At 71.0% G+C, this 20,876-nt stretch carries 17 protein-coding genes; 7 read left to right on the top strand and 10 right to left on the bottom strand.

All coding sequences use genetic code 11. The features are described 5' to 3' along the window. Positions 1-3 precede the first annotated feature (3 nt). The gene (locus RE421_RS12255) at positions 4-3,108 is read left to right on the top strand and encodes a bifunctional [glutamine synthetase] adenylyltransferase/[glutamine synthetase]-adenylyl-L-tyrosine phosphorylase (protein ID WP_309810286.1); all 3,105 of its coding nucleotides are present in this window, start codon (positions 4-6) and stop codon (positions 3,106-3,108) included. Between the two features lie 25 nt (positions 3,109-3,133). Here RE421_RS12255 and RE421_RS12250 read toward each other — a convergent pair whose 3' ends face one another. Continuing rightward, positions 3,134-4,117, bottom strand: a complete 984-nt coding sequence (locus tag RE421_RS12250) for an LLM class flavin-dependent oxidoreductase (protein ID WP_309810283.1) — start codon at positions 4,115-4,117, stop codon at positions 3,134-3,136. Between the two features lie 127 nt (positions 4,118-4,244). On the opposite strand from RE421_RS12250, the gene RE421_RS12245 reads away from it, so the two are divergent. Then, positions 4,245-4,460 (top strand): AsnC family protein, encoded by a 216-nt coding sequence (locus RE421_RS12245; RefSeq protein ID WP_309810279.1) that lies wholly within the window; start codon positions 4,245-4,247, stop codon positions 4,458-4,460. Between the two features lie 39 nt (positions 4,461-4,499). On the opposite strand, the gene glnA is transcribed toward RE421_RS12245, so the two are convergent. Continuing rightward, entirely contained in the window at positions 4,500-5,924 is a 1,425-nt protein-coding gene (gene glnA, locus RE421_RS12240; protein ID WP_309810275.1) for a type I glutamate--ammonia ligase, read from the bottom strand. 113 nt (positions 5,925-6,037) lie between these two features. Between glnA and RE421_RS12235 the strand changes: the two genes are divergently transcribed. Beyond that, positions 6,038-6,568 (top strand): RDD family protein, encoded by a 531-nt coding sequence (locus tag RE421_RS12235; RefSeq protein WP_396134494.1) that lies wholly within the window; start codon positions 6,038-6,040, stop codon positions 6,566-6,568. A gap of 19 nt (positions 6,569-6,587) precedes the next feature. Here the strand turns inward: RE421_RS12235 and RE421_RS12230 are convergent, their stop codons facing one another. Genes RE421_RS12230 through lipB form a run of 3 tightly spaced genes read right to left on the bottom strand, consistent with a single transcriptional unit; the run spans position 6,588 to position 9,145 of the window. Then, entirely contained in the window at positions 6,588-7,412 is an 825-nt protein-coding gene (locus tag RE421_RS12230; protein ID WP_309810272.1) for a DUF4191 domain-containing protein, read from the bottom strand. Between the two features lie 12 nt (positions 7,413-7,424). Further along, entirely contained in the window at positions 7,425-8,429 is a 1,005-nt protein-coding gene (gene lipA, locus RE421_RS12225) for a lipoyl synthase (RefSeq protein WP_309810270.1), read from the bottom strand. Further along, positions 8,426-9,145 (bottom strand): lipoyl(octanoyl) transferase LipB, encoded by a 720-nt coding sequence (gene lipB / locus RE421_RS12220; protein WP_309810268.1) that lies wholly within the window; start codon positions 9,143-9,145, stop codon positions 8,426-8,428. The genes lipA and lipB overlap by 4 nt, the downstream gene beginning before the upstream one ends. Positions 9,146-9,257: 112 nt before the next feature. On the opposite strand from lipB, the gene RE421_RS12215 reads away from it, so the two are divergent. Continuing rightward, entirely contained in the window at positions 9,258-10,721 is a 1,464-nt protein-coding gene (locus tag RE421_RS12215) for a protein kinase domain-containing protein (protein ID WP_309810264.1), read from the top strand. Positions 10,722-10,783: 62 nt separating this feature from the next. Here RE421_RS12215 and RE421_RS12210 read toward each other — a convergent pair whose 3' ends face one another. The 4 genes from RE421_RS12210 to RE421_RS12195 all read right to left on the bottom strand — a co-directional run bounded on the left by RE421_RS12210 (position 10,784) and on the right by RE421_RS12195 (position 16,127). Further along, positions 10,784-11,143, bottom strand: a complete 360-nt coding sequence (locus RE421_RS12210) for a hypothetical protein (protein WP_309810262.1) — start codon at positions 11,141-11,143, stop codon at positions 10,784-10,786. Between the two features lie 3 nt (positions 11,144-11,146). Beyond that, positions 11,147-13,003: a 2-oxoglutarate dehydrogenase, E2 component, dihydrolipoamide succinyltransferase gene (gene sucB / locus RE421_RS12205; protein WP_309810259.1), complete on the bottom strand. Its 1,857-nt coding sequence runs from the start codon at positions 13,001-13,003 to the stop codon at positions 11,147-11,149. A gap of 72 nt (positions 13,004-13,075) precedes the next feature. Continuing rightward, a complete protein-coding gene (gene lpdA / locus RE421_RS12200) occupies positions 13,076-14,455 on the bottom strand; it encodes a dihydrolipoyl dehydrogenase (RefSeq protein ID WP_309810256.1) in 1,380 nt (459 codons plus the stop codon). 97 nt (positions 14,456-14,552) lie between these two features. Next, entirely contained in the window at positions 14,553-16,127 is a 1,575-nt protein-coding gene (locus RE421_RS12195; RefSeq protein ID WP_309817360.1) for a leucyl aminopeptidase, read from the bottom strand. Between the two features lie 180 nt (positions 16,128-16,307). Between RE421_RS12195 and RE421_RS12190 the strand changes: the two genes are divergently transcribed. The 3 genes from RE421_RS12190 to RE421_RS12180 all read left to right on the top strand — a co-directional run bounded on the left by RE421_RS12190 (position 16,308) and on the right by RE421_RS12180 (position 20,318). After that, positions 16,308-17,297, top strand: coding sequence for a PAC2 family protein (locus RE421_RS12190; protein WP_309810254.1), 990 nt, complete (start codon positions 16,308-16,310; stop codon positions 17,295-17,297). Positions 17,298-17,403: 106 nt separating this feature from the next. Continuing rightward, entirely contained in the window at positions 17,404-18,771 is a 1,368-nt protein-coding gene (locus RE421_RS12185) for a DUF4192 family protein (protein WP_309810252.1), read from the top strand. A gap of 263 nt (positions 18,772-19,034) precedes the next feature. Continuing rightward, positions 19,035-20,318, top strand: coding sequence for an RNA polymerase sigma factor (locus RE421_RS12180; RefSeq protein WP_309810250.1), 1,284 nt, complete (start codon positions 19,035-19,037; stop codon positions 20,316-20,318). 85 nt (positions 20,319-20,403) lie between these two features. On the opposite strand, the gene RE421_RS12175 is transcribed toward RE421_RS12180, so the two are convergent. Next, positions 20,404-20,631: a hypothetical protein gene (locus tag RE421_RS12175; protein WP_309810248.1), complete on the bottom strand. Its 228-nt coding sequence runs from the start codon at positions 20,629-20,631 to the stop codon at positions 20,404-20,406. Positions 20,632-20,876: the final 245 nt, after the last annotated feature.

Genomic DNA, 20,876 nt, shown 5'->3' with positions numbered 1-20,876 from the left:
GGCATGGATCCCGCAGCGGAGGAGGCCGGCCCCGGGCGCAGGACGCTCGTCAGCGCCGGCTTCGCGGACTGGTCCAGGGCGCGTGATCTCCTGGCCTCCCCGGAGCTCGAGACCCTGGACCGGGAGGCGTTGCTCGGGGTCCTGGCGGGCGCGCCCGATCCCGACCAGGCCCTGATCCTGCTGGTCCGGCTGCTGGATCGGGCCCCCGGCGTGGCCCGGGTGCTGGGCGACGCGCGGGGATCCACGGCGTTGGCCCGCCTGCTCGGGGCCTCGGAGGCCCTCGGCGAGTTCCTCATCCGCCGCCCGGACCACGTGGACCTGCTGACCGACCCGGACGCGGCCGCCGCCACGGCGCCCGTGCTGGGCCCGTCCGGACTCGCCGCGGATCCCTCGCCGGTGCGCTCCCTGCTGCTGGAGTCCGTGGGGGCGGACCCCACCGCGGAGCGTCCCGTGTCCACCCTGCGGGGCAAGGAGGCCGCCGCGGCGCTGCGCATCGCCTACCGCCGCCAGCTCACGGCCCTGGCCATCCAGGACGTGACCGCCGCCGACCCGCGGGCGGCCGAGCCGGCGGTCTCCGCCTGGCTGGCCGATCTGGCCGGCGCCGCGATCGAGGCGAGCCTGGCGGCCTCCCGGGCGGACGCCGTCGAGCAATTCGGCGCGGACGCCTCCCAGGTGGGCCTGGCCGTCATCGGGATGGGCAAGTGCGGCGCACGGGAACTGAACTACATCTCGGACGTGGACGTCATCTTCGTCCACGACTCCACCCTCGGGGACGACCACCGCTCGGCCTCGATCGCCACAGCGCTGGCCTCGGGGATCTCGAAGTACGCCACGGCGGCCGCCCCCGAGCAGGGGCTCTGGGAGATCGATGCGAACCTGCGCCCGGAGGGCAAGGACGGGGCCCTGTCCCGCACGGTGGACTCGCACGCCGAGTACTACCGTCGCTGGGCGGACACCTGGGAGTTCCAGGCGCTGCTCAAGGCCCGGCCCATCGCCGGGGACCCTGACCTGGGCCGGGAGTACATCGAGACCATCTGGCCCCTGGTGTGGACCAGCTCGGAGCGGGAGGGGTTCGTCGCCTCGGTGCAGGCGATGCGCCGGCGCGTGCTGGACAACATCGCCCACCAGAACCGGGACCGCGAGATCAAGCTCGGGGCCGGGGGCCTGCGGGACGTGGAGTTCACCGTCCAGCTGCTGCAGCTGGTGCACGGTAAGACCGTGGAGTCCGTGCGCGTGCGGAACACGCTGGAGGCCATCCGCGCCTTGGAGGAGCGGTCCTTCATCGGGCGGGCCGATGCCGAGTCCTTCGCCGGCGCCTACCGGTACCTGCGACTGCTGGAACACCGGATCCAGCTCGTGCACCTGCGCCGCACCCACCTGATGCCGGACAAGCCCCAGGCGCTCTGGGTCCTGGCTCGGGCGGCGCGGGGGCCGGGGGAGCCCGGTCCCTCCGACGCCGACGGGCTCACCGCCCGGTGGAAGCGGACTCGCAAGACCGTCCGCTCGCTGCACGAGAGGATCTTCTACCGTCCGCTGCTGTCCACCACCGCGGCGCTCTCCGCGGATGAGGCCCGGCTGACCCCGGAGGCGGTCCGCCAGCGCCTGGCCGCGCTGGGCTACCTCGACCCCGCGGGGGCCGTGCAGCACATCGAGGCGCTGACCTCCGGGGTGTCCCGCCGGGCCGCACTGCAGCGCCAGCTGCTGCCGGTGATGCTCGGCTGGCTCGCCAACGGACCCCATCCCGACGGCGGCCTGCTCGGGTTCCGGCGGCTCTCGGAGTCCCTGGGCTCCTCACCGTGGTTCCTGGGCATGCTCCGGGACTCCTCGGCCGCGGCCGAGCGGCTGTGCCAGATTCTCTCCCTGTCCTCCTACATCTCGGACATGCTGGAGCACCGGCCGGAGGCCGCCGCGTGGCTGGGCAGGGACCGGGACCTCGTGCCGATGCCGTTCGAGACCCAGTGGCAGGAGATCCGGGCCAAGATGTCCCGGCACCCGGATCCGGACGAGGCCATGCGCCAGATCCGGTTGATCCGGCAGCGTGAGATCCTCCGTACGGCGATCGCCGACGCCTCCGGACTGCTGGACCAGGCGACGGTGGGCCGGGCGCTCTCGGACGCGGACCGGGCCGCCGTGCTCGGGGCCCTGCACGTGGCCGAGACCTCGCTGTTCGGCCACCCGGAGCAGCGCGCCGGCCGGCCCGGGGCCGCCGGGGACGGGGACCGCACGGAGGAACTGACGGACGTGCTCGTGGTGGCGATGGGCCGGCAGGGTGGACGGGAGATCGGCTACGGCTCCGACCTGGACGTGCTGTTCGTGCACCGGCCCCGCCAGGGGGCGGACCAGGAGGCGGCCCAGCGCCAGGCGGTGGAGCTGTCCAAGCTGGTCACGGGGCTGCTGACCAAGCCGTGCAGGCCACCGGTGCTGGGCGAACGCCCGCTCGTGATGGATGCGGACCTGCGGCCGGAGGGCAAGAAGGGTCCGCTCGTCCGGTCGCTGGACTCCTACCGGGAGTACTACCGCCGCTGGGCGGAGATCTGGGAGGTCCAGGCCCTGCTGAAGGCCCGGCCCGTGGCCGGCAGCGCGGATCTGGCCGAGGAGTTCACGGACTGGGCGGACTCCGTGCGGTACGCGGGAGACCCCGGGGAGGCTTCCATCCGGGAGATCCGGCGCATCAAGGCGCGCGTGGAGTCCGAGCGACTGCCGCGGGGGGCCGATCCGGCCCGGCACCTGAAACTGGGCCGCGGCGGCCTGACGGACGTCGAGTGGCTCGTCCAGACCCTGCAGCTGCAGCACGCGGCAGACCACGCCTCCCTGCGGACGACGTCCAGCATGGCCGCCCTGAAGGCCCTCGCCCAGGAGGGGATCCTGCCGGCCGAGGACGCCGAGGTGCTGGACCGGGCCTGGCACCTGGCCACGCGGATCCGCGCCGGGAACATCGTCTGGTCCGGCAAGCCCTCGGACACGCTGCCGGCCAAGCGCCAGGACCTGGAGGCCGTGGCCCGCTGGTGCGGCTACGAGCAGGGCCAGGCGGCCCAGCTGGAGGAGGACTACCTGCGGTCCACCCGCCACGCCCGGCAGGTCTTCGAGAAGCACTTCTACGGGATCTAGGGACCGGCCGGCCCGGAACCGGCGCTCAGCGCCGGATGACGTGCTCGCCGAGGAGCTCGAGGGTGCGATGCCGGGCCGCCAGCTCCGGGGCGGCGTTGGTGATGATCAGCTCGTCCGCCTGGACGCGTTCACGGAACTCGTCCAGGTAGGACCTGACCGTCTCGATGGTGCCGACGGCGGTGTACTTCATCATGGACAGCACCTGCTCGCCGCCGGCGGAGTGCAGCAGCATGGTGACGTCCTCCTCGGACAGGTCCCGGCCCCGGCCGAGCATCTGCCGAATGCGGTGGCGGTGGGCGATCTCCAGCTGGGCGTGGGCCTCGGCCTCGGTGTCCGCGGCGATCACGTTGAGCGCGGCGATGAAATGGGGCTCGGGGTAGTCCTCGGACGGTTCGAAGGACTCCCGGTAGAGGCGGGCGGCGTGCTCCAGCATCTGCGGGGCGAAGTGCGAGGCGAAGGAGTAACCCAGGCCGAGGGCGGCCGCGAGCTGGGCTCCGTACTGGGAGGAGCCGAGCACGAACAGGGGCACATCGGTGCCGCTGCCGGGGAAGGCGTCCACGCCCGGGACGAGGGACTCGCCCTTGAGGTAGCCCCGGAGCTCCTTGACGTCCCGCGGGAAGGTGTCCGCCGCCGAGTGATCGCGGCGCAGGGCCATCATGGTGCGCTGGTCCGTCCCCGGGGCGCGGCCCAGGCCCAGGTCGATCCGGTCCGGGTGGATCTCCGCCAGGGTGCCGAACTGCTCGGCGATCACCAGGGGGGAGTGGTTGGGCAGCATGATGCCCCCCGAGCCCAGCCGGATCGACGAGGTGTGGTCCGCCACGTGCCCGATCAGCACCGAGGTGGCCGAGGACGCGATGGAGGGGAAGTTGTGGTGCTCCGCGAACCAGATCCGGTGGAAGCCCTGAGCCTCCGCCTTCTGCGCCAGCTCGACGCTGGCGGCCACCGCCTCGGCGACGGGCTGGCCCGGCAACACGGTGGACAGGTCGAGGACGGACAGCGGGTAGCTCACGCAGGCACCTTTCACGGGGATTCTCTCCCCAGGCACAGCCCTCGGGGAGTCGCGAATATTCCCCCGCGTTCCCGGGCGACGTCAACCAACGTTGACGTCGCCCGGTCGTCAGCTTAGGTTGACGTCCATGAGAACCGACCTGGCCCAGGACGAGGGCCGTGGACCGCGACGCACCTTTGACGAGCTCGTGGACACCGTCCAGGACCGCAAGGCCCTGGAGGCCCGCGAGCGGGACCTCGTGGTGCGGGCCCGGGTGGAGGGCATGCCGTGGTCCAGCATCGCCCTGGCGCTCGGCATCACCAAGCAGGCCGCCCACCGCCAGTACCGCAGGGACGTCCCCTGAGTCATCGCTGAGACAACGCTGCGGTGTTGCCCTCGGGCATCACACGCCGTAGTAGAGCTCGAACTCGTAGGGGTTCGGGCGGATGGACAGCGGCAGGATCTCGTTCTCCCGCTTGTACTCGATCCAGGCCTCGATGAGGTCCTCCGTGAAGACGTCGCCGGCGAGCAGGAACTCGTGGTCCTCCTCCAGGGCGCGCAGGGCCTCCTCCAGCGAGGCCGGTGCCTTCTGGATGGACGCGGCCTCCTCGGCGGGCAGCTCGTACAGGTCCTTGTCGATCGGCTCGGCCGGCTCGATACGGTTGCGGATGCCGTCCAGGCCGGCCATGAGCTGGGCGGCGAAGGCCAGGTAGGGGTTGCCGGACGGGTCCGGGGCGCGGAACTCCAGGCGCTTGGCCTTGGGGTTGGAACCGGTGATCGGGATGCGGATGGCGGCGGAGCGGTTGCCCTGGGAGTAGACCATGTTGATGGGGGCCTCGAAGCCCTTCACCAGCCGGCGGTAGGAGTTCACCGTGGGGTTGGTGAAGGCCAGGATGGAGGAGGCGTGCTTGAGCAGGCCGCCGATGTACCAGCGGGCGGTGTCCGAGAGGTTGGCGTAGCCCTTCTCGTCGTAGAACAGCGGCTCGCCGGCGTTCCACAGCGACTGGTGGCAGTGCATGCCCGAGCCGTTGTCCCCGAAGACCGGCTTCGGCATGAACGTGGCGGTCTTGCCGAACGCCTCCGCGGTGTTCTTGACCACGTACTTGAACTTCATCAGGTCGTCCGCCGCGTGGGTCAGCGTGTTGAACTTGTAGTTGATCTCGGCCTGACCGGCGGCGCCGACCTCGTGGTGGGAGCGCTCGACCTCGAGGCCGACCTCGTCCAGGGCCACGCAGATCGCATCCCGCAGGTCCGCCTGCTTGTCCACGGGGGACACCGGGAAGTAGCCGCCCTTGACACCGGTCTTGTGCCCTAGGTTGCCGCCCTCCTCCTGGCGGCCGGAGTTCCACCAGGCCTCGTCCGAGTCGACGGAGTAGAAGCTGTGGTTCGGGGTGGAGGAGTAGCGCACGTCCTCGAAGATGAAGAACTCGGCCTCGGAGGCGAAGTTCGCGGTGTCGGCGATGCCGGTCGAGGCGAGGTACTCCTCAGCCTTCTGGGCCACGCCGCGGGGATCCCGGTGGTAGGGCTCCCCGGTCCGCGGGTTGACGATCGAGAAGCTCATCACGAGCGTCTTCTCCACGCGGAACGGGTCCAGGTACGCGGTGGCCACGTCCGGGATCAGCTGCATGTCCGACTCGGCGATCCCCTGGAAGCCGCGGATGGAGGAGCCGTCGAACAGCTGACCGTCCACGAAGAAGTCCTCGTCCACCGCCTTCACCGGAAGGTTGAAGTGCTGCTGGACGCCTGGCAGGTCGGTGAAGCGGACGTCGACGAAGACGACGTCCTCGTCCTGGATGAACTGCAGGACTTCCTGGGCGGTGGTGAACATCTGTGGTGCTCCTCGGGGTTCGATGGTTCGTCCACTCTATCGAGGTGCCGTATCCCGAGGGTGTCGGCGGTGTTTCCGGCGTGTAACGTGACCCGACTCGGTAGAGTGGAGCGGTGGCACGATCCCCTCAGAGACGACCCGGCGCCGACGACGGCGCGCCCTCCTCCCGGCAGCGCGCCAGCGGGCGCAGGGGCGAGGACCCCCTGGTCACCCGCCGGGACATGGCCGGCTGGGTGGGCGGGACCTCCCGTCCGAACGCCGCCGGGCGCTGGCCCGGCGAGCGGTTGGGCCTGGCCCAGGACGGTCCCGCGGCCATGGCGGGCTGGGGCCGGCGGATCCTCGCGGTCCTGATCGACTGGTCGCTCGCCCTGCTCCTCAGCAACCTGTGGTTCGAGGGACATCCGCTCGCGACGCTCGGGTTCTACGTCCTGATGCAGGTGCTCCTGGTCGGCCTGCTGGGCACCACCCTGGGCAAGCGGATCGCCGGGATTCAGGTGGTCCGGGTGGGCGGAGCCATGGCCGGCCCGCTCAAGGCCCTGATCCGCGCCGCGCTGTGGTGCCTGGTGGTGACACCCTTCATGATCGACCCGGATGGCCGCGGACTGCACGACCGGGTGGCGGGCACCGTGCAGATCCGGATGTGACGCCCTCGTCCCGGTGGGCCTAGCGGCCGCGCATGGCCTTGCGGTCCGGGCGGGCGCGGTAGGGGTCGATCCCCTTCGGGATCGGCATCTTCGTGGATCCCAGGGAACTCAGCCGCTTGTCGACCGCCTGGACCTCCTGCTTGGTGAGGGTCTTCTTCATCCGCTTGAGCGTCTTGGACAACTGGTGCAGCTCCACCTGGTCATCCCCGTGGCCCGTGGCGAGCACCTGGATCGGCACGTTGGGCAGGAAGCGCTGCATGTTGCGGCGCTCCTTCTCCACGAGCGGCCGCACGCGGTTCGTGGGGCCCTCGGTGACCAGCACGACGCCGGGGCGGCCGACGGCGCGGAAGACCGCGTCCTGGGTCTTGGGGCTCACGGCCACCGGCTGCTCCGGGATGATCCAGCCGCGGCGCAGGGTGGACAGGGCGGCACCGGCGGCGCCGGGGCGCCCGTCGATGCGGGCGAACGCCGCCTTCTCGGCCATGCGGTTCATGATGACCACGGCGGCCAGCAGGCCGAACGGGATGGCGATGAGCAGCCACGTGATCCAGTTGTTCAGCAGCAGGCCGACCACGAGGCCGATGGCCAGCGCGGCGACGAACGCCAGCGACATCCACAGCACGACCTTCGGGTCATGGGCGCGGGTCATGGAGAAGACCTCGCCGAGCTGCTTGAAGACGCCGGGCTTCTTGGTGGCCTTCTTGCGGGCCTTGGTCTCGGCCTTGTTCTCCTTCGCCCGGACCTTGTCCTGTTGGCGCCGGTTCCGCTGCTCGGCCTTGACGGCCCTCAGCTTTTCACGGGTCGATGCGGAGGAGGATGCTGCGGAATCGTTGCTCTTGGCCATAGTGCGCCCAGTCTACCGGCCGGCGAGCAGGGACGCCGCCTCCTGCCGCGTGGAGCCGGACTCCTCGATGTGGGCCAGGTTCGCCGGCATCGGCCGGCCCAGCTTGCGCATGGCGGTGGCGTAGAGGCGGCCGGCGCGGTAGGAGGACCGCACGAGCGGTCCGGCCATGACACCGGCGAAGCCGATCTGATCGGCGCGCTGGGACCAGTGCACGAACTCCTCCGGCTTCACCCACCGGTCGATCGGGTGGTGCAGCTTGGAGGGACGCACGTACTGCGTCACCGTGATGATGTCGCAGCCGGCCTCGTGCAGGTCCACGAGCGCCTGGTCGATCTCACGGTCCTCCTCACCCATCCCCAGGATGAGGTTGGACTTGGTGAGCAGTCCGTCCGCCTTGGCCATGGACAGCACCCGCAGGGACTTCTCATAGGTGAACGCCGGCCGGATGGCCCTGAAGATCCGCGGCACCGTCTCGAGATTGTGCGCGAAGACCTCGGGACGGGCGTCGAAGACCACCTGGACGAGCTTCGGGTCCGCCCCGAAATCCGGGGGCAGGATCTCGATGCCCGTGTGGGGGTTCAGCTCGTGGACCTTGCGGATGGTCTCCGCGTACAGCCACGCGGCGCCGTCCTTCTGGTCGTCCCGGGCCACGCCCGTGACGGTGGTGTAGCGCAGGTTCATCTCGCGGATGTTCTCGGCCACGCGCCGCGGTTCGTCGAGGTCCAGGGGCTCGGGCTTGCCGGTGGCGATGTCGCAGAAGCCGCAGCGGCGGGTGCAGGTGTCGCCGCCGATGAGGAAGGTCGCCTCCCGGTCCTCCCAGCACTCGAAGATGTTCGGACAGCCGGCCTCCTCACACACCGTGTGCAGTCCGGAGGACTTCACCTTGTTCTTGAGGTCGATGTACTCGGGGCCGATCTCCACCTTGGCCTTGATCCAGTCCGGCTTGCGTTCCACGGGGACCTCGGCATTGCGGGCCTCGACGCGCAGCAGGCGTCGGCCGTCGGGGGATGCGCTCACTGAAGCGGTTCCTTTCGCAGGGTGTTCATGATGGGGTCGACCGGTGCGAGATGGCCGGGGGCCAACGCGGCGAAGTGTCCCCGGACCGTGGCGAGCACGTCCGCCGGGGTGATGGTCCGGCCGGTCTCGACCGAGAGGGTCGTGGAGCCGGCGTCGGTGATGCCGCAGGCCACGATGTGTTCGTAGGCGGCCAGGGAGTTGCTGCAGTTCAGGGCGAACCCGTGCATCGAGACACCGTGGTTGACGCGCAGGCCGATGGCGGCGATCTTGCGGTCCGGTGTGGTCCGGCCGTGGACGTCCGTGCCGCCGAGGATCCAGACGCCCGAGCGTCCGTCCACGCGTTCGCCGGCCAGACCGAGGTCCGCCAGGGTCCGGATGAGGACCTCCTCCAGGAACCAGACGTACTCCTTGACGGCCGCCGGATCCGCCAGCCGGACCACGGGATAGCAGACCAGCTGGCCCGGGCCGTGCCAGGTGAGCTTTCCGCCGCGGTCCACGTCCACCACGGGGGAGCCGTCGTCCGGCAGGTCGGCCGGTTCGGTGCGTTTGCCGGCGGTGTACACGGCCGTGTGCTCGAGGAGCAGGACGGTACCGGGGGAGGAGCCCTCGACCACCCGGGCGTGCAGGTCCTGCTGGAGATCCCACGCCGACCGGTAGTCGACGGTGTCCGGGGAGAGCCCCAGGACGCGGAACGGCGGCATGGTCGTTGCGGGCATGGCCTCACTCTATCCCTGCCGCCGGGGCCTGTGGATAATCGCGGCGTCATCTTCTCCGGGGCGGCAGGATGGAGGGGACGCAGGAGACGGGCAGGTGCCGGAAGGGGTTCCGATGGAGACGTCAACACCACCGCCGCGGGTGCCGGGCTGGGAGGTCCTGCGCGAGCTGGGCCGGGGCGGCAGCTCCACCGTGTGGCTCGTGGCCGATGCCGGGGGCACCCGGGCGGCCCTGAAGGTGCCGGCCCGCCCGGTGGAGGGGCCTGCGGCGCTGCTGGACGTGGAGATGCGGGCCGTGGGCGACCTCCGTCATGACCACGTGGTGCGCCCGCTCGGCGTGGTGGAGACGGACGCCGGGCCCGGCCTGCTCAGCGAGTACCATCCGGGCGGCTCCCTGGGGACTCTCGTCCGCGCGGCCGGGCCCCTGCCGCTGGGGCAGGCGATCACGGTCCTGGTCCCGATAGCGCAGGCGCTGCAGGCCCTCCACGAGCGCGGGGTGGTCCACGGAGACGTGTCCCCGGGCAACATCCTCTTCACGGTCCAGGGGCGCCCCGCGCTGGCGGACCTGGGCTCCTCCCGCGTCCTGGGCGGCGCGGAGCACCGGCTCGGGACCCCGGGCTTCTCCGCCCCGGAGCTGGCCGACGGCGGCCGGCCGGGTCCCGCCCGGCACGGCGCCTCGGCTGCCGGGCCGGGCGGCCTGGACCCGGCGGCCGACCTGTACTCCCTGGCCGCGGTGGGCTGGTACGCCCTGACCGGTCGGGCTCCGTCCCGGACGGCGTCCCGGGCGCCGCTGCCGATGATCCTGCCGGAGATCCCCCGGGAAGTCGTCGAACTGCTGGAGGCCGGCCTCGACGAGGATCCGGAGCGCCGGCCCGGCGCGGAGCACTTCGCGGTGGCCTGCTACCGCTGGGCCGCACCGGAGCCCCTCGACCTGTACCCCGCGGCCACCCCGGAGGTCGCCCGGGAGCTGCCCACCCGCCGTCGGGCCCCTGCTGCCGGGAAGCACGCGGGACGGCACCGGTGGGCGATGCGCGGGGGATCCCTCGCTCTGGCCGCCGCCCTGGTCTGGGGCGCCCTGGCGTTGCTGCACGGCGACGTCCCGCAGGCCCCGTCGGCGGGGGCCTCCCGGCAGGCCACGGAGACTCCCCCCGGACAGCCCCCGGGGGAGCCCTCCGGGGAGACGTCGGCACCGCCGGAGGCCGAGCGCGTGCGGGCGGCGGTCGAGTCCCTGGGCCCGGCCCGGGCCGAGGCCCTCACCTCCCTGGAGCGGGCACAGTTGGCCGCCTACAGCCTGCCCGACTCTCCGGCCTTCGCGGCCGACGCGGCACTGCAGGAGCAATTGGCGGACCAGGGCCTGCGCTTCGAAGACCTCCGGCTCGAGACGCGGATGACGGGGGACATCACCCACGAGGACCCGCAGCAGGCCTCCGCGCCGATGGAACTGCGGATCGGCCCGTACCGGACCGTCGACTCCTCGGGGGACACCGTGGCGGCGGCCGAGGGACCCACGGTCGAACGGTTCACCGTCCACCTGCAGCGCACGGAGTCGGGATGGCGGGTGCGGCAGATCGAGCCCTGACGCACCACGGCGGCCGACCGGGGATCCGGTCGGCCGCCGTCAGCGGTGGGCGGTGGGGACGGTCAGGAGTAGTCCTGCCACAGCACGGCCACGAGGATGTTGACCAACCCCATCCCGCCCGTGGCGTGGGCCAGTCCGGTCGACACCGGCTCGCCCTTGTTCTCCTTGCGCCGGCCCAGCAGCGCGGTCACGAAGACGCACAGGCCGATGACCAGCTTGACGCCGATCTTGGCGTGGTTCACCGGCCCGTCGCCCATCTCGGCGAGGCCCGCGAGCAGCAGGCCGGTGGCCAGCATGCCCCACGTGCCGTACCACTGCGACTTGGTGACGGTCGGGTTCTTGAAGTGCGCCAGCCACCCGCCGACGATCGCGGCGGCGGAGATGATGTGGATGGCGACGACGATCGCGGTCAGGACCTCCACGGACTAGACCCCCAACTCGTGCGCGAACTCTCCGGCTTCCAGCCTCGCCTTGACGGTCTGCAGGAAGCGGCCGGCGTCCGCGCCGTCCACGAGGCGGTGGTCATAGGTCAGGCTCAGGTACATCATGTGGCGGATGGCGATGGTGTCATTGCCGTCCTGGTCCGTGATGACCATGGGGCGCTTGACGATGGTGCCGGTCCCGAGGATCGCCACGTTCGGCTGGTTGATGATCGGGGTGTCGAAGAGGGCACCGACCGAGCCGAAGTTGGTGATCGCGAAGGTCCCGCCGGACAACTCGTCCGGGGAGATCTTGTTGTTGCGGGTCCGGTCCGCCACGTCGGCGATCTTCGCGGCGATCCCGGAGAGGTTCAGCGAACCGGTGTCCTTGATGACCGGGACGAACAGCCCCTTCTCGGTGTCGACCGCGATCGCGATGTCCTCGGAGTCGTGGTAGGTGATCTCCGAGGTCTCGATGTCGAACTCGGCGTTCAGCTTCGGGTGCTGCTTCAGGGCCTCCGTCACCGCCAGGGTGATGAACGGCAGGTAGGTCAGCTTGACGCCGTTCTTCTGCTGGAAGCCGGTCTTGGCCTTGCCGCGCAGCGCGACGACGCGGGTCATGTCGATCTCGTGCACCTGGGTCAGCTGGGCCGAGACGTCCAGGGACTCGCGCATCCGCTTGGCGATCGTCTGCCGGATGCGCGGGGCCTTCTCGGTGGTGCCGCGCTTGCCCGGGTCCACCGTGGAGGTGGCCGCGGCAGCGGACGACGACGCGGCCTCGGGTGCGGCCGCCGGAGCCGTGGCGCCGGACTGGCGTGCCTTGGCGGCCTCTGCGGCCACCAGGACGTCCTGCTTGCGGATCCGGCCGCCGACGCCGGTGCCGACCACCGTGGACAGGTCCACGCCGTTCTGCTGGGCCAGGCGGCGCACGAGCGGGGTGACATAGCCCTCACCCGGGGTGGCCCCCGCGGGGGCCGGGGCCGGGGCCGGGGCGGAGGATTCCTTCTCGGCGGCCGGCTTCTCCTCGGCCTCCTCCTGCTCGGCGGGCTTCTCCTCGGCCTTGTCCTCGGCCTGCTCCTCCTGGGCGGCCGGCTTCTCCGTCGGCTTCTCGGCAGGCTTGTCGTCGCCCTTCTCGGCCTTGTCCTCGGACTTCTCGGCGGGCTGGTCATCCGCCGCCGGGGCAGCCGCACCGGAGCCGACGAGGGCCAGGACGGCGCCGACCTCCACGGTCTCGTCCTCCTGAACCTTGATCTCGACGAGCTTGCCGGCCACGGGGGAGGGGATCTCGGTGTCGACCTTGTCGGTGGAGACCTCGAGCAACGGCTCATCCACCTCCACGTCGTCGCCGATCTCCTTCAGCCAGCGGGTGACGGTCCCCTCGGTCACGGACTCGCCCAGGGCGGGCAGGGTCACCTCGGTGGAATCGCCGGCGCCCTGTTCCTCGGCGTCCTCGGCGGCGACCTCCTCGGAGGACAGCTCCTGGCCATCCGTGCTGCTGTCGCCGGTCGCCTCGTTGTCCGCGGCCTCGGCGGGCTCCTGCTCGGCCGGCGCTTCCTCGTCCTGGCCCTTGTCCTCAGCCTCAGCCTCGGCTGCAGCCGGGGCGTCGTCGGAGGCGCCACCGCCGTCGCCGGAGCCGATCTTGGCCAGCGGCGCGTCCACCTCGACGGTCTCGTCCTCCTGGACCAGGATCTCCTCGAGAATGCCGGCCACCGGGGAGGGGATCTCGGTGTCCACCTTGTCGGTGGAGACCTCCACCAAGGGCTCGTCGACGGCAACCTCGTCGCCGACCTCCTTGAGCCAGCGGGTGACGGTGCCCTCGGTGACGGATTCTCCCAGGGCCGGCAGGTTCACGGTTTCAGACATGGTGTCCCGTTTCTCCTCAAGTGCGTGCCGGCTTCCCGCCGGCCTGACGTTGGTGTGGTGGTCTCGGTGGTCTCAGCCGTGCAGCGGATGGCCGTTGAGGGCCATCGCGGCTTCGCCGAGGGATTCGTTCTGGGTCGGGTGGGCGTGCACGAAGGCGGCCACGTCCTCCGGGTAGGCCTCCCAGTTGACGATCAGCTGGGATTCGCCGATCTGCTCACTGATGCGCTTGCCGATGCCGTGCACGCCGACGATCGGGCCGTTCTTCTGCCGGACCATCTTGATGATGCCCCCGGTGCCGAGGATGGAGGACTTGCCGTTGCCGGCCAGGTTGTAGGTGGTGGTCTCCACGTTGCCCTCACCGAACGTCTCGCGGGCCTTGGACTCGGAGTAGCCCACGGACATGATCTCCGGCTCGGTGAAGGTCACCTTCGGGATATTGACGTCCTCCACGATGATCGGGTTGTTGCCGGCGATCTCCTCGGCCACGAAGTGCCCCTGCTGGTAGCCGCGGTGGGCCAGCTGCACGCCGGGGACGATGTCGCCGATGGCGTAGATGTTGCCCACCCCGGTGTGCAGGCGCTCATTGGTGATGACGAAGCCCCGGTCCAGCGGGATGCCCTGTTCCTCGTAGCCCAGGCCCTGGGTGACCGGGCCGCGGCCCACGGCGACGAGGCAGACCTCGGCGGTGAACTCCTTGCCGTCGGCCAGGGTGACCTTGACGCCGTCGCCGGTCTCCTCGACCTTCTCGAAGAAGGTGCCCAGGTTGGACTTGATGCCCTTCTTCTTGAACTCGCGCTCCAGGACCTTGATGATCTCCGGATCCTCGTTCGGGACGAGGTGGTCCAGACCCTCGATGATGGTGACGTCCACGCCGAACGAGTTCCAGGCGGAGGCGAACTCGGACCCGATGACACCGCCGCCGAGGATGATGGCGGACTTCGGGGTGTAGTCGAGCTCAAGGGCCTCGGTGGAGGTCATGATCTTGCCGCCGATGGGCAGGCCGAAGGTCTTGGCCTCGGAACCGGACGCCAGGATGATGTTCTTCCCGGTGTAGCGGGTCCCGGCGACCTCGATCTGGTTCTGGGAGACGAGCTTGCCCTCACCCTCGATGACCTGGACCTTGCGCATCTTCAGCAGTCCGGTCAGGCCCTTGTACTTGCCGGCGACGATGCCGTCCTTGTAGGACTTCACCCCGGCCATGTCGACGGACTCGAGGGTCGTGTGGACGCCGTACTTGGCGGAGTTGCGGGCGTCGTCGGCCAGTTCGGCGGCATGCAGGTACGCCTTCGTGGGGATGCAGCCCCAGTGCAGGCAGGTGCCGCCCAGCTTGGCCTTCTCGATCAGGCCCACGGTCATCCCGTACTGGACCGAGCGGAGGGCGGCTGCGTAACCGGCGGATCCACCGCCGAGGATGAGAACGTCGAATTCCTGGGCGGTTGCCGTGTCGGCCACGATGGTGCTCCTCACAATCGGGTGCCGGGTTCTCCGTCACCCTTCGGGTTGGTGGTGATGCCTCGGTTTTACCTTAGCCGTACGGTGCCGCTGGCTTCTACTTCGCGCGCTGCCGGTCAGCGCGCCCCTCCAGATAGGTCACCAGGGTCCGGACCATGACGCCGGTGGCATCCTTCGGGGTGTAGCCGTAGGCACCGGACTCGTTGAAGGACGGCCCGGCGATGTCGAGGTGGGCCCACGGGGTCGGTGCGTCCCTGGCCTCGGCGGGCTCGCGGCCGGCGTCCACGAAGTCCCGGAGGAAGGCGGCGGCGGTCAGCATGCCCCCGAACCGGTCGCCCACGTTGGAGATGTCCGCGATGGTCGAGTCCAGGGAGGCTCGCTGGTTGTCCGGGATCGGCATGGCCCAGGCGCCCTCACCGCTGGAGTCGGCGGCCGCGACGAGCTCGTCCCGCAGGGCCTCGGTGCCCATGACCCCGGTGGTCCGGGTGCCCAGCGCGATCATCTGCGCGCCCGTGAGGGTGGCCACGTCGATCACGGCGTCCGGGGTCTCGTCCGTGGCTGCGACCAGGCCGTCCGCCATGACGAGCCGGCCCTCGGCGTCCGTGTTCATGACCTCGACCGTCTTCCCGCCGTAGATCGTGATGACGTCGGAGGGGCGCTGGGCCGTGGCGGACGGCATGTTCTCGGCCATGCACAGCCAGCCGGTGACCCTGACGGGGAGCTCGAGCTCGGCCGCGGCGGCGACCACCGAGGCCACGGTCGCGGCCCCGGCCATGTCCGACTTCATGGTGGTCATGGACGTCGGCGGCTTCAGGGACAGCCCGCCCGAGTCAAAGGTGATGCCCTTGCCGACCAGCGCGACGTGCTGGGCCTGCCGGCCGCCCTTCGCGGGCGTGTACTCCAGCTTGACCAGCCGCGGCGGGCGGGCGGAGCCCTTGCCCACGTTGAGGATGCCGCCGAAGCCGTCCTGCTCGAGCCGCTGCTCGTCCCAGACCGTGACCTTCACGGGCAGCGACCGCAGGGTGCGGGTCACCTCCTCGGCGAAGGAGGCGGGGTACAGGTGGGACGGGGGCGTGTTGACGAGGTCCCGGGTGGCCCGCACGGCGCGGGACACGGCCGCGGCCCGCTGCAGGACCGGCCCGGTCACCTTGGGCTTCAGGGAGGTCACGACGGCGGCCCCCTCCACCGGGTTCTTGGCCTTCTGCCGGGCGTCGGGCGAGCGGAAGGCGGTGAACGAGTAGGCCGCCAGGGCGGCGCCCTCGGCGACCGCCGCCAGGAGGCCGGGCGTCTCGGCCGGCAGGCCGAGGGTCACGCCGGGGGTGCCACTCAGGTGCCGCACGGCGGCACCCGAGGCGCGGCGCAGGGCCTCCTCGGAGACCCCGGCCCCGGGTTCCCCCGTGATCCTCCCGACGCCCGTCAGCACCAGGAGCGGGAACGGCAGCGGATCCAGGCCCGGGATCCGCATCACCTCGTCGGCGGCCCCCGTGATCCCCAGGGCCTCGAGGGAATCCGCCACGGCCCGGGCGCCGGCGTCGGGCAGCGGGTTCGGCAGCAGCACGGGGCCCTCGTCCGTGGAGCAGACGCCGATCACCAGGGCCGAGGAGGCCCGCGGGCCGCGCTGGGACTGGGCCGCACTGATGGCGGTCAGGACGGGGCTGAAGTCATTGATCATGGGCACGGGAGTGGTTCTCCTGAGGTCTCGGGGAGGGGAAGAGGTCTGCCACGATCCTAACCACGTCGGCTTCGCGGGCATCCCCCGGAATAGCCCGGGCCCGCAGTATGTTGGACTCAGGCGAGACACGCCCCGCCCGCACCACCACATGCAGGTTCGCCAGGCACGGAAGGACGCACCATGCAGGATCCCACCACGCTGTTCACCCTCGAGCCGGCCGGCCGCGACCTGTTGGCCGGAGGATTCGACGGGGCCACGGCCCTGCGGGGGCTGGGCATGCTGGCGGTCTTCGGTGGGCACCTGAATGCCGGGCATCTGGCCGAGCAGGTGCGGGACACTCTGGTGGACTCGCTGGAGCACAAGCTGCTGGCCAGCTTCGACGCCGACCAGCTGATCGACTACCGGGCCCGCCGTCCGCAGATCACCTTCGACGGCGAGCGCTTCCGGGACTACCAGTCACCGCACCTGCAGCTGCACCTGGTCTCCGACTCCCTGGGTCGGCCCTTCCTGCTGCTGTCCGGACCCGAGCCGGACTACCAGTGGGAGCGCTTCGTGGCCTCCGTGCTGTTCCTCGTGGAGAAGCTCGACGTCAAGCTCGTGGCCCTGGTGGACGCCGTGCCCATGCCCGTGCCCCATACCCGACCCCTCGGCGTGACCGCCCACGGCAACCGGGACGAGCTGGTGGCCGGACTGTCCACGTGGAGCCCCCAGGCGCGCATGGTGTCCGGCGTCAGCCAGCTGCTCGAGATGCGCCTCGACGAGAAGGGCCATGGCACCACCGGCTACACGCTGCACGTGCCGCACTATCTCGCCGAGGCCGCCTACCCGCAGGCCGCCGTCGCCGCCCTGGAGTACGTGGGCGCCGCGCTGGGGCTGATGCTGCCCACCGACGAGCTGCGCGAGCGCGGCCGTGAGGTGGACCGCGAGCTGGACCGCCAGACCGGCGCCTCCCACGAGGTCACCGCCATGGTGGAGGGGCTGGAGAAGAACTTCGACCAGAACTCCCCGGGGGCCGGCAGGTCCCTGCTGGTGGGGCCGGACGAGCAGGTGCCGGACGCGGAGGAGCTGGGCGCCGCCGTCGAGGAGTACCTGCAGAGCCAGCCCCGGCACGCGCTGGACGCCGGCCGCGAGGACCCGGACGAGGAGTCGGACGACCCACAGGACCGCTAGGCCCACGCGAGCCGTACTCCTGCACAGGTGACCACTTGCCCCCACGGCCCCACAGCCGAGGGTGGGGGCGGTACCGCCACCGTGCGGAAGGCGGAACCGTGGAGTCATGCAGACAGAACTCCCCGGCGACGCCGTCCTCCCCAGCCCGACTCCCCGCCCCACGGTCAAGGCCGTGGACGTGGCGGACCTGATCAGCTATATCCACCACACGATGGGCTACCCGCCCCGCCACAGCCTCACGGCCATCAGCCTGTCCGGCCACAGCCTCGGCGCGGTCCTGCGCTGTGACTGGGACCCGGCCGCCGTGGTGAGCTGGCCGGCCCACAGCGCCTACGCCCGGCAGTTCGCCGCCCACCTGGCCAACGATCGCCGCGCGGACGGATGCGTCGCCGTGCTGTTCCGGGACGACCCCGCCGGCTCCGCCGACTCGGCCGGTGCCGGACCCCTCGAGGACCCCACCACGGAGTCGGAGCGCATGCTCGCGGTGGCCCTGGACCGGGAGTTCGCCGACGCCGGGCTGCCGATGAGGGAGATGTGGCTCGTGGCCCGGGGACGGGTGTGGCACGTGGATTGCCCCCGCCCCGCCGCCTGTTCCGGCCACGGCACACCGGTGTCCCTCGTGGAGACCAGCGTGATCAACGCCTCCCTGATCCTGGAGGGCTCCCTGGTCTCGGACGAGCCGCAGGACAGCGGACTGCCGGCCCCGGCCGGGCGTTTCTCGCCCGATCTCCTGGCCGCCCTGGTGCACGTCGCCGAACTGGCGGTGGCCGCCCCGGGACTCGGCGACTGGCCGGACGACGCAGACGAGCCAGACGACCCAGAGGACACGGGTGACTGGATAGACCCGTACGCGCTCCAGGAGCTGGAGGACGAGATGGCGGACGCCCTCGCCGGGTGGCTCGAGGGGTGGGACCACGTCCTGAGCGGCGGGGACCTGCCGCAGGACCCGTATGCACGGGCCCTGCTGGCGGCGGGACTGATCCGGGTTCAGTGGCGCGACTGCCTCCTGGCGGTGGCGACCTTCTCCCTGGAGCGGGCGGTCTCGGGTGCGACCTGGCTGGGAACCGTCCCGCGCCCGGTGGCGGAGCTGCTGGGCGTCGAACCGCGGGAGGTCAACGGCGTGCTGTTCACCTCCGTCATCCTGGCCGCCAGCCGACGCGGCCCGGACTGGGAGCGCATCTCCCACCTGCGGGCCGCGTGCGCCGAGCTGTTGCCGGAGGTCGCCGGAGCGGTGGCCTCCGCCCTGCGGTGCCTCGTGGCGTGGGTCGAGTGGGCCCGCGGCCGCGGATCGGTCGCCGGACGGGTGCTGGAGGAGTGCCGCCGGGACGACCCCGGCTACCCCCTGGGAGAGCTGCTGGGGGAGATCGTGGACCGGGGGATGCTCTCCGGGTGGGCCAGTCGGCGGGAGACGGCCTGGTCGGCCACGGCGCGCGGAAACCGGGGTGGGCCCGGAGGGGCTCCCGCCGTGGCATAATCGGCGGGGCTGATCCGGATCCTGCAGTCCTTCCCTGCCGCCCGCCGCCACCGACGCACCCCCGTCGTCGGCGGGTCCTCGGCAGGACGGGAACAAATGCGCCGCCCGGGTCGTTGACCACATGAAGACCCTGCGTCCGCGGGTACCGGAGAACACGGGAAGACCTCCCGTGGGGCCCGGCGGCAGTTCCCCGCGGATTTGACAGGGTCATAGTGGTGTTGACCGTCAGGGGCCCTCCGGGACGCCCGTACGAAAGGTAATGAGTGACTACTTCTTCCAAGAAGACCGAGACACAAGGCAGCACGGCCGTCGAGGACGCCGTCGCGGAGGACCAGGGGGCCGCCACGGCCACCACGTCCGCTCGGAAGTCCGCCCCGACGCAGCGCGCCACGAAGACCACGGCAGCCCAGAAGGCCACGGCCGCCGCCTCGAAGAGCGGCCCGGCCACCGGCAAGATCGCCGCGACCCCCTCCGTGGCCGTGAAGGCCTCGAGCGAGGCCGGCCCGGACGCCGAGGACGAGGAGGGCACCGAGCCTTCCGCCGCCACCGAGAAGCCGGAGGAGGAGACGACCTCCGGTGGCTTCGTGGTCTCCGACGCCGAGGATGACGCCCCCGTCCAGCAGGTCGTCTCCGCCGGCGCGACGGCCGACCCGGTCAAGGACTACCTCAAGCAGATCGGCAAGGTGGCCCTGCTCAACGCCGAACAGGAGGTCGACCTCGCCCTGCGCATCGAGGCCGGCCTCTACGCCGAGCAGAAGATGAAGGACGACCCCATCAAGGACGCCCGCCTGCGCCGGGACATGGAACTGGTGGTGGCGGACGGCCGCCGGGCGAAGAACCACCTGCTCGAGGCCAACCTGCGCCTCGTGGTGTCCCTCGCCAAGCGGTACACGGGCCGCGGCATGCTGTTCCTGGACCTGATCCAGGAGGGCAACCTGGGCCTGATCCGCGCGGTGGAGAAGTTCGACTACACCAAGGGGTTCAAGTTCTCCACCTACGCGACCTGGTGGATCCGCCAGGCCATCACGCGGGCCATGGCGGACCAGGCACGCACCATCCGCATCCCCGTGCACATGGTGGAGGTCATCAACAAGCTGGCCCGCGTACAGCGCCAGATGCTCCAGGACCTGGGCCGCGAGCCCACCCCGGAGGAGTTGGCCAAGGAACTGGACATGACCCCGGAGAAGGTGGTCGAGGTCCAGAAGTACGGACGCGAGCCCATCTCGCTGCACACCCCGCTGGGTGAGGACGGCGACTCCGAGTTCGGCGACCTGATCGAGGACTCCGAGGCCGTGGTGCCCGCCGACGCGGTGAGCTTCACCCTGCTGCAGGAGCAGCTGCACTCCGTGCTGGACACCCTCGCGGAGCGCGAGGCCGGTGTGGTGGCCATGCGTTATGGGCTGACCGACGGCCAGCCGAAGACCCTGGACGAGATCGGCAAGGTCTACGGCGTGACGCGTGAACGCATCCGCCAGATCGAGTCCAAGACCATGTCCAAGCTGCGTCACCCCTCCCGCTCGCAGGTGCTGCGGGACTACCTGGACTGATCGGCCGGCGGGCCTCCGCCCCTGGACGCGAGAAAGGCCCGGCACCCTCGAAGGGTGCCGGGCCTTGACGCTCTCGGGGGACGACTCAGTCGACGTCGACCGGCTGCTTCTCGTGGAGCTTGTCCGTCTCGTCCTGCCAGACGGTGGTCTGGGGGCGGAGGGAGTCCTCCACGGAACGGGCGTGGTGGCCGCAGAAGAGCAGCTCGCCGCCGTTCGTCAGCACGGCCCGCACATAGGCCTGGGCCCCGCAACGGTCGCAACGGTCGGCGCCGGTGAGCACTGGCGATTCAATCGTCGTGGCGGTGGTGGTCATGATGGCCTCCTCATCTGGTGCCCCTGATCCCTGGGACCGGTAGCTCGTGACCGGGGGATCGGTACTGGTCGGGGTACTGCGTACACCTAGGGAACCACCATCCTGTCATCTTTGTTCGCAGCCACGGGGTGAAGGGGGTCGTGTTCGCTGATTGCGTACCACGCCCGTGCCGGGGGACTGTGCCCTCCTCCCGGCGGGGTTCCGGCCCTTTGGCCCCTGTGCCCGATAACCTGAGGGACGAGAAA

Source organism: Citricoccus sp. I39-566 (assembly GCF_031432995.1).
GTDB classification, from domain to species: domain Bacteria; phylum Actinomycetota; class Actinomycetes; order Actinomycetales; family Micrococcaceae; genus Citricoccus; species Citricoccus nitrophenolicus_A.
This window is presented reverse-complemented; position numbering and strand designations above follow the sequence as displayed.